This window comes from Microcoleus sp. K1-B1 (assembly GCF_036704705.1).
GTDB lineage: Bacteria > Cyanobacteriota > Cyanobacteriia > Cyanobacteriales > Microcoleaceae > Microcoleus.
The window spans coordinates 1-2,303 of the sequence record NZ_JAUBSH010000188.1; the positions used below are offsets into that span (position 1 = coordinate 1).

At 39.6% G+C, this 2,303-nt stretch carries 1 protein-coding gene and 1 pseudogene; one reads left to right on the top strand and one right to left on the bottom strand.

Features of this window, described 5'->3' with window-relative positions; translation table 11 throughout:
• Positions 1-79: 79 nt before the first annotated feature.
• A pseudogene (locus QUA83_RS30255) lies at positions 80-733 on the bottom strand (transposase); the annotation flags it as partial.
• An 86-nt stretch (positions 734-819) separates the two neighbouring features.
• On the opposite strand from QUA83_RS30255, the gene QUA83_RS30260 reads away from it, so the two are divergent.
• Positions 820-2,019: an ISAzo13 family transposase gene (locus tag QUA83_RS30260; protein WP_333297902.1), complete on the top strand. Its 1,200-nt coding sequence runs from the start codon at positions 820-822 to the stop codon at positions 2,017-2,019.
• The last annotated feature ends 284 nt before the right edge of the window (positions 2,020-2,303 follow it).

The following is a 2,303-nucleotide window of genomic DNA, read 5'->3' on the forward strand; positions in this document are numbered from 1 at the left end:
CGTGAGGCTATTTCTGCCCATTCTTGTGCCTTGGCTATGCCTGAGCTCATTCCCATTTTTCAGACCTGAATCCTTACATTCAACCAACGTCAAACATGAGTTTTCCTTTGTTTAACGTGAGCAAAGTATAAGCGGAGACTATGTTCAACGCAAAAACAGGCCTTGTTTTCGCCAAATCGCATAAAAACACACAAAAAACCCGGCGCCACCAGGTAGAAAGGTTTATTACTAAAAAAGTAATCGCAATCGCTGTTTTTGAGGTATTGTCAAGTTTTGCCATGACCAAATTTAGACCGAACCTACGTTTCCCTTGCCCAAACTTACCCTCAATCGCATTTCTAATCCTTTCATCAGATAGGGCTTGCCTCTTTTTTTCTGGACTCACATTGGCTGGGGGTCTTCCTAGAGGTGGCCCACTCAATCTAATGCCTCTTTCTTTGCACCAAGCTCGGTTTTCCCTTGTACGATAAATCCGATCTGCATGAACAGATTCTGGATAGTACCCCGTGAACCTATAATACGCTTCTACTTGGGCTTTTAAGTCCCCTGATTCGTTAAAGTTATCCCAGCTTATTCGGTCTAAAAATACATCGCCTTCAAAACAACTGGCTGAGAGTTTGGCTCCAAACTCTACGCTTTTTCCTCCTTTTCCTCTGACGAGCGGACGGATGTGGGGTTGGCTTAAACTTACTATTCTCTCTTCAATTCTCTGTTTTTTGTTATCAGATAACCATTGGAGAAGACCACAAAATGATTGATCCTATAATGGTCAAAAAATAATTTCAGTGCACAGCCTATCTTATGTCTCTAAAATCTATCATGAAACTGACCGAACACGCCAAATCTCTTTACATCAAAACAGCTAAAAAACTCAAGGGGACAGACAGACGACAATTCATGGCATCGGTAGTCAAAGATTTAGGAATAGGTGGACAAACGTTAGCAGAACGGGAGTTAGGATGGAATAGACGCACCATCCGTAAAGGGATGAAAGAATTGAAAAGTGGTCAGCCAATTGTCGATGGTTTCAAGCGCAGTGGACGAAAGCGGGTTGAAACAAAATTACCCAACTTATTGAAAGATATTAAATCGTTAGTAGACCCACACAGTCAAACTGATCCTAGCTTTAAAAGTACACGATTATATACACGCATTACTGCAAATGAAGTCCGTCGTCAACTAATTGAACAATTTGGTTATAGTGATGAAGAACTACCGACCGCAGAAACAATTAGACGAAGATTGAATGATTTGGGTTATACCTTAAAACGAGTTCTGAAAACTAAACCAGTCAAAAAAATCCCCGAGACATCAGCCATTTTTGAACAACTTGAACAAGTCAATACAGCAGCCGATAATAACCCTAATACTCTCCGAATCTCCATTGATGCCAAAGCTTCCGTCAAGATTGGAGAATTTGATAGAGGTGGTAAAAATCGGACGCCAACTATTGCACTTGACCACGATTTTTCGACTCAATCAACTGTGATTCCCTATGGCATTTTTCTGCCTGAGTACAATGAGTTATTTTTATTCTTCGTTACTTCTAGGTTGACGGCTGATTGTATAGTTGACTTACTTGAAAGTTGGTGGCAAACTGTTAAACACCGTTTTAGTCACATTCAAAAATTAGTCATTAATCAGGATAATGGACCAGAAAATCATTCTCGTCGTACTCAGTTTATGAAACGAATTTTAAATTTTTCCCGAAAATGTCAACTGACGTTACAATTGGCTTATTATCCGCCCTATCATAGTAAATATAACCCAATAGAACGTTGTTTTGGTTGGTTAGAAAAGCATTGGAATGGTAGTTTACTTGACTCTGTTGAGACTGTAGTAAATTTCGCCAAAACTCTCACCTTTAAGGATAAAAATCCAGTGGTGACATTGGTAGAAACAATTTATTCCACAGGAGTTAAACTTAATAAGTTAGCTATGGCAGAAATTGAAACCCAGATTAATCGTCTCCCCAATCTTCACAAATGGTTTGTGGAAATTTTCGCTAAACCCACCTAGCTATTGGATCATTCTTTTTGTGGAGTTCTCTTGTTGTTGGCGATAAACTTCGCTGACCACTAGCAGGGTTTTATATTGCTTTTTATTCAATCCCTCTAGGCTCGCACCTAACTCGATTAGCTGTTCAATATGTCTAGGACTTACGCATTGACAAAAAATATCATCTATGTAGTCTAGATAATGGCATCCTTGTGAAGGTTGGCAAAAAGGGTGCATCTCAGTTTGGCAAATACATCAAATTGAAAGTTGACCATTGAGATAAGCACAGCGAAGAGCAAGGATAG

Coding starts and splice junctions, on each gene's coding strand:
- QUA83_RS30260 (WP_333297902.1), top strand. CDS start 820: ATGAAACTGACCGAACACGCCAAATCTCTTTACATCAAAACAGCTAAA.